Consider the following 7,619-nt stretch of genomic DNA (forward strand, 5'->3'; position numbering starts at 1 on the left):
CTCAGATTCCTGCAACGGGGTTGGACTCGGCCAGCTGCGCGGCCTCGTCTTCGGTCATGTCGGCCACGTCTTCGTAGATCCTGCGCTCGATCTCGGCCGCCATGGCTTCCAGCGTGGGCATGGAGAACACGGTGCGGATGGAGATTTCCAGGTCGAACGTGGCCTGGATCTTGGCCAGCAGGCGCATGATCAGCAGCGAGTGCCCGCCCAGGTCAAAGAAGCTGTCGTGCACGCCCACGCGCTCCAGGCGCAGCACCTCGACCCAGATCTCGGCCAGCACCTCTTCCACCGGCGTACGTGGCGCCACGTACATCTCCTCCGCCGACGCCAGCTCCGGCGCGGGCAGCGCCTTGCGGTCCAGCTTGCCGTTGGGCGTGAGCGGGATGCGCTCCAGCCCCACGAACGCGCCGGGAATCATGTACTCCGGCATGCTCTCCCGCAGATACTCCCGCAGCGTATCCCCGTCCGCCGTGCCCACGACGTACGCCACCAGCCGCTGCTTGCCGGGCTCGTCCTCGCGCACGATCACCCGCACCTCCTGGACGCCGGCGTGGGCGGTCAGCGCCGCCTCGATCTCGCCCGGCTCGATGCGGAAGCCGCGGATCTTGACCTGCTCGTCCACGCGGCCAATGAACTCCAGCTTGCCGTCCGCCTTCCACCGCAGCCGGTCACCCGTCCGATACATCCGCATGCCCGGCTGCGCAGCGAACGGATCGGGGAGAAAGCGCTCCGCCGTCAGCCCCGGACGGTCCAGGTAGCCGCGCACCACGCCGTCGCCGCCCACGTACGCTTCGCCCGGCACCCCCACCGGCACCGGGTTCAGCGCGGAATCGAGGAGGTAGATTCGCTGGTTCCCCGTGGCCCGCCCGACGGAGACGGTCAGCGCATCCTCCGCCACGTGTTCCACCTTTTCCCACGAGCACCAGGCGGTCGTTTCGGTGGGCCCGTACACGTGCAGCAGCCGCTGGGGACCGCCGGCCTTCAGCAGCCGGCGCACGCTGTCCGCGTCCGACGCCTGCCCGCCGAAGAGCACGTCGCGCAGCGGAGCAAAGATGTCCGGCTGCTCGCGCGAAAGCTGGTTGAGCAGCGCCGTCGTCTGGTACAGCGTCGTGATCCGCTCCTCCCGCAGCATCTCGCGGAAGGTGGGGGGCGAAAGGAGCACGTCGCGGGGGATGCCGACCAGCGTGGCGCCGTTCATCAGCGCGCCCCACGCCTCGAACGTCAGCGCGTCAAAGCTGGCGTTGGACGCCTGCGCCACGCGGTCGCCGGGGCGGATGTGGACGTAGTCGGTTTCCACCACGAGCTGAACCACGTGCCGGTGCGCCACCATCACGCCCTTGGGCTTGCCCGTGCTGCCGCTGGTGTAGACGATGTACGCCAGGTTCTCCGGCATCGCACCGCTGACCGGCGCTTCCGTCGACTCCGACGCCAGGGCATCGGCCGCCTGGTCCAGGTGGACGACGGCCAGTCCGTCGGCCTCCATCTCTCCCGCCACGTCGCCGCGGCTCAGCAGCACGCGAACGCTGCTGTCCGCCAGCATCAGGCGCAGCCGCTCGGCCGGATAGCTGGGGTCCAGCGGCACGTAGCACCCGCCCGCCTTGAGCACGGCCAGAATGGAGACGATCAGCTCCACGCTGCGCTCCAGCAGCACGCCCACGCGGGCATCCGGCCCCACGCCCAGGCGCACCAGGTGGTTCGCCAGCTGGTTGGCCCGCGCGTCCAGCTGGCGGTAGGTCAGCTGCACGTCGCCCCAGGCCAGCGCCAGGGCATCCGGCCGCTCCCGCACCTGCGCGTCGAACAGCTCGTGCACGCACACGCCGCGCGGGTACGGCCGCTCCGTCTGGTTCCACTCCTCCAGCACCATCGCGCGCTCCCGGGGCCCGGTAAGCTCCAGGCGCGAAAGCCGCACGTCCGCATCCAGCGCGACCTGCTCCAGCACCCGCTCCAGGTGCCGCACCAGGCGCTGGATGGTGTCGGCCTCGAACAGGTCGGTGCGGTACGTCAGCCCGCCCCACAGTCCGTGCGGGGTGGCCGTAAGCCCCAGGGAAAGATCGAACTTGGTGGCGCCCAGGTCCGCGCCCACGCCACTCACGTCCAGCTCGCCGCCCGCGTCGCCGCCCTCTCCACCGCCATCCGCGTTCTCCAGCGAGAACATCACCTGGAAGAGCGGCGAATGGCTCAGCGACCGCTCCGGGCTCAGCTCGGCCACCAGCTTTTCGAACGGCACCTCCTGGTGCTCGTACGCGCCCAGCGTGACCTGGCGCACCCGCCGCAGCACCTCGCGGAAATCCGGGTCTCCGCTCAGGTCGGTGCGCAGCACCAGCGTGTTGACGAAGAAGCCGATCAGCTCCTCGATCTCCTTCCGCGTCCGCCCCGCGATCGCGCTGCCCACCACCACGTCGTCGCTGCCGCTGTACTTGCCCAGCAGCACCTGGAAGGCCGCCAGCACCACCATGTACAGCGTGGCGCCTTCGCTCTGCGCCAGCGCCCGAAGGCGCTCCACCATCTCGCCGGGGAACCCGACCGGCTCGTGCCCGCCCCGGTAGGTCTGTACCGGCGGGCGGGGATGGTCGGTGGGCAGCTCCAGCAGCTCCGGCGCACCCGTCAGCTGCTCACGCCAGTAGCCCAGCTGCCGGTCCAGCGCTTCGCCCGCCAGCTGCTCGCGCTGCCACACCGCGTAGTCGGCGTACTGCACCGCCAGCTCCGGCAGCGGCGACGCGCGCCCGTCGCGGTACGCCTCGTACAGCGTCCACATCTCCCGGTCCAGCACCCCCATGCTCCACCCGTCGCTGACGATGTGGTGCATGGACAGCAGTAGCACGTGCTCCTCGGCGCTCAGCCGCAGCAGCTCGGCGCGGAACAGGGGCCCGGCCGTCAGGTCGAACGGCAGCATTGCGTCCGCGGTGGCGCGCCGCGTCACCTCCGCCTCGCGCTCGGCCTCGGCAAGGCCGGAAAGGTCGTGGAGCTGCAGCGAGAATCCGTCGAACGGCGCGATCACCTGCACCGGCGAGCCATCCACCTCGCGGAAGACGGTGCGCAGCGCCTCGTGCCGCCGGACGATCTCGCCCAGCGCGCGCTCGAACGCCCGCGCGTCCAGCGCGCCCGCGAACCGCCGCGCCACGGGGATGTTGTAGACGGTGCTCTCCGGCTCCAGCCGGTCGATGAACCACAGCCGCTCCTGCGCGAACGACAGCGGCAGCGGCGCCGTGCGCTGCACCGGCACCACGGGCGGCAGCACCGGCAGCTCCGCCTGGCGCAGCTCTTCCACGCGCGCGGCCAGCCTGGCCACCGTGGGGCCTTCGAACAGCGCCCGCAGCGGCAGCTCCACCGCGAACACCTCGCGCACCCGCGACACCACCCGCGTGGCCAGCAGCGAGTGCCCGCCCAGTTCGAAGAAGCTGTCCTCCACGCCCACGCGCTCCAGGCGCAGCACCTCGGCCCAGATCCCCGCCAGCACCTCCTCCGCCGGCGTGCCGGGCGCCACGTACTTCTCCTCCGCCGAAGCCAGGTCCGGCGCGGGGAGCGCCTTTACGTCCAGCTTGCCGTTGGGCGTAAGCGGAATGCGCTCCAGCGTCACGAACGCGCTGGGCACCATGTACTCCGGCAGGCTCTCCCGCAGGTGCTCGCGCAGCGCGTCCGCGTCCGCCTGGCCCACGACGTACGCCACCAGAAGCTGCTCGCCGGGGCGGTCCTGGCGCACGATCACCCGCACCTCGTGTACGCCGGCGTGGGCGGTCAGCGCCGCCTCGATCTCGCCGGGCTCGATGCGGAAGCCGCGCACCTTGACCTGCTCGTCAACCCGGCCGATGAACTCCAGCTTTCCGTCCGGCTTCAGCCGCAGCCGGTCGCCGGTGCGGTACATCCGCGTGCCCGGCTCCACGGCGAACGGGTCGGGAAGAAAGCGCTCCGCCGTCAGTCCCGGACGATCCAGGTAGCCACGCACCACGCCGTCGCCGCCCACGTACGCCTCGCCCGGCACGCCTACCGGGACGGGATTGAGGACGGAATCCAGGAGATAGATACGCTGGTTGCCGGTGGGCCGGCCCACGGAGACCGTCAGCGCGTCCTCCGCGACGTGTTCCACCTGCTCCCACGAGCACCAGGCGGTCGTCTCGGTGGGACCGTACACGTGCAGCAACCGCTGCGGGCCGCCCGCCTTGAGCAGCCGGCGCACGCTGTCGGCGTCCGACGCCTGCCCGCCGAACAGCACCTCGCGCAGCGTGGCAAAGATGTCCGGCTGCTCGCGCGAAAGCTGGTTCAGCAGCGCCGTCGTCTGGTACAGCGTCGTGATGCGCTCCACGCGCAGCATCTCGCGAAGAGCGGGGGGCGAAAGAAGCACGTCGCGCGGGATCCCCACCAGCGTGGCGCCGTTCATCAGCGCGCCCCACGCTTCGAACGTCAGCGCGTCGAAGCTGGCGTTGGACGCCTGCGCGATGCGGTCTCCCGGGCCAAACCGCACGTAGTCGGTCTCCACCACCAGCTGGACCACGTGGCGGTGCGCCACCATCACGCCCTTGGGCTTGCCCGTGCTGCCGCTGGTGTAGACGATGTACGCCAGGTTCTCCGGCGTCGCGCCGCTGGCCGGCGCTTCCGTCGGCTCCGCCGCGAGGGCATCCGCCGCCTGGTCCAGGTGGATGACGTCGAGTCCGCCCGCCTCCACCACCTCCGCAAGCTCGCCGCGGGTGAGCAGCACGCGAACGCTGCTGTCCGCCAGCATCAGCCGCAGCCGCTCGGCCGGGTAGCCGGGGTCCAGCGGCACGTAGCAGCCGCCCGCCTTGAGCACGGCCAGGATGGAGACGATGAGCTCCACGCTGCGCTCCAGCAGCACGCCCACGCGGGCATCGGGCCCCACGCCCAGGCGCACCAGGTGATGGGCGAGCTGGTTGGCCCGCGCATCCAGCTCCCGGTAGGTCAGCGACTCGTCGCCCCAGATCAGCGCCAGGGCGTCGGGACGCTCCCGCACCTGCGCGTCGAACAGTTCGTGGATGCAGACGCCGCGCGGGTACGGACGCTCCGTGCGGTTCCAGTCCACGATCACCCGCTGCCGTTCCACGTCCCTCATCAGCGGGACGTCCAGGATACGACGGCTGGCGTCGGCCGCGGCGGCCTCCAGCAGCACGGCGTACGCGGCGGCCAGCCGCTCCATCGTGGGCACGTCCCACAGCTCGTCGCGGTAGGTAAAGCCTACGCCCAGCTCGCCCCCCTGCTCCACCACCATCACGTCCAGGTCGAACTTCGCCGCGCCACCGCCCGCGCCGAACGGCTCCACCTCCAGCCCGCCCCACGACGGCCGGTCGCCGGCGCCGCCGTCGTTGACGGCGAACATCACCTGAAAGAGCGGCGTGTGGCTCAGGCTGCGCTCCACCTGCAGCGCTTCGACCAGGCGCTCGAAAGGCACGTCCTGATGCTGGTACGCCCCCAGCGTGGCTTCGCGCACCCGGCCCAGCAGCGCCTGGAACGACGGGTTGCCGGAAAGGTCGGTGCGCAGCGCCAGCGTGTTGACGAAGAAGCCGATCAGCCCCTCCGTCTCCCGCCGCGTGCGGTTGGCGACGGGCGTGCCCACCACCACGTCCTCCTGCCCCGACCAGCGTGCCAGCAGCACGTCCAGCGCGGTCAGCAGCACCATGTACAGCGTGGCACCCTCGCGCCGGGCCAGCGCCCGCACCCCCTCGGCCGTCTCGGCCGGGAGCGGGCGGAACACGCGCCCTACGCGGCGGCCCGGCGTCATCTGCCGGGGGCGGTCGGTCCCCAGCTCCAGCACGGGGGGGGCGCCGTCCAGGCGCTCGCGCCACCATTCGATCTGCCGCTCCAGCACCTCGCCGCTCAGCCAGCCGCGCTGCCACACCGCGTAGTCGGCGTACTGCACCGGCAGTTCCGGCAGCGGCGAGGCCTCGCCGCGCGCGAACGCCTGGTACAGCGCGCTCAGCTCGCCAAAGAGCACGCCCATGCTCCAGCCGTCGGTGACCACGTGGTGCATGGCCAGCACCAGCACGTGATCGTCCGCGGCCAGGCGCAGCAGGCTGGTGCGGAAGAGCGGCCCCGTGCGCAGGTCGAACAGGCGCTGCACCGCTTCGCCGGCAAGCCGGCGGGCCTCGGCGTCGCGCTCCTCGGGCGCCAGGCCCGACAGGTCGGTCAGCTCCAGCACCGCCCCGCCCGCGGGGTGCACCACCTGGAACGGCACGCCATTGGCCTCGCCAAAGGTGGTACGCAGCGCCTCGTGCCGGCGCACCACCTCGGCCAGCGCGCGCTCCAGCACGTCCGTATCCAGCGGCCCGCGCAGCCGCAGCACGGACGGCATGTGGTAGGCGGTGCTCCCCGGCTCCAGCTGCTCGATGAACCACAGCCGCTGCTGCGCGAACGACAGCGGCAGCGGCCCGCCGTCGCGCTGCGCCGGCACCAGCGGCGGGGCCGCGGCGTCGCCCAGCTCCGCCCGCAGCAGCTCCACGCGGCCCGCCAGCTCCGCCAGCGTGGGCGCCTCGAACACGGCCCGCAGCGGCAGCTCGGCCCCGAACGCCTCGCGCACCCGCGACACCAGCTGGGTGGCCAGCAGGGAGTGCCCGCCCAGGTCGAAGAAGTGGTCCTCCGCCCCTACCCGCTCCACACCCAGCACCTCCGCCCAGATCCCGGCCATCTGCTCCTCGGCCGGGGTGCGGGGCGCCACGTACGTCCCGCGGGCGGAGCCCGTGTCGGGCGCGGGGAGCGCGCCGCGGTCCACCTTGCCGTTGGGGGTGACGGGGAACGACTCCAGCACCACGAAGGCGCTGGGCACCATGTACTCGGGCAGCCGGGCGCGCGCGGTTTCGCGAAGCGCGGGGACCAGCGCGCGCATGCGGCGGCCCCACTGCGGGTCGTTCGCGTAGCTCTCCCACGGCCGCTCCCCATCCACCTGCGCGGGGAACCGCGCGACGCCGCCGGCGGGGTGGACGAGCACGTCCAGCGTGCCGGGCGCGCCCGGGCGCACCTCCACGGCACGACCCATCTCCTCGCCTAGCGCGAACAGCGCCTCGGGGGCGATTCCATCCGCGGCCTCGGCCGCACGCGCGCGCAGGACCGCCGCGCTCCCCCCATCACCACCAGCCGATACCAGCTCGTACGCGCGGGCGTGCTCCCGCACCCGTGCGTCGGTCACGCCACGGATCAGCAGCGCCGATGCGTTCCCTTCCGCCAGCGCCCGCAGGCCGACCGCGTCCTCCCCGCCCCACTCGCGGACAACCGGCTCCGCCACGTCGGCGGCGACCTGGTCCAGGTGGAGGACGACGTCGTAGCGGAAGCGGGAGACCTCGTTGTCGTACTCGCCCCGCTTCACCTGCACTTCCACGCGGCCCAGGCGCGGCATCCGCGACCGCACGGCCTCGAAGAGCGCCGGATCCAGCAGCAGCTCCTGCTCCTCCGCCACCCCGCGACGCACCCGGTCCCGCAGCCGCTCGACGGACAGGTCGTCGGACGCGCGCGTCAGTTCCACCGAGGCGTGGAACGCACCCGCCAGCGGCAGGCTGCGCACGTCGCCCAGGAAGATGCGCCCGCCCGGCCGCAGCGCCGCCGCGGCACCGTCCAGCACGCGCAGCAGGTAATCCAGGTCCGGGAAGTACTGCGCGACGGAGTTGACGATCACCACGTCG

At 72.2% G+C, this 7,619-nt stretch carries 1 protein-coding gene; it reads right to left on the bottom strand.

Annotated features, from left to right (window positions below; translation table 11 throughout):
• Position 1: 1 nt before the first annotated feature.
• Positions 2-7,612 (bottom strand): amino acid adenylation domain-containing protein, encoded by a 7,611-nt coding sequence (locus tag ACOJUJ_RS07105; protein WP_420126163.1) that lies wholly within the window; start codon positions 7,610-7,612, stop codon positions 2-4.
• Positions 7,613-7,619: the final 7 nt, after the last annotated feature.

Source organism: Longimicrobium sp., from assembly GCF_048594345.1.
Taxonomy (GTDB): Bacteria; Gemmatimonadota; Gemmatimonadetes; order Longimicrobiales; family Longimicrobiaceae; genus Longimicrobium.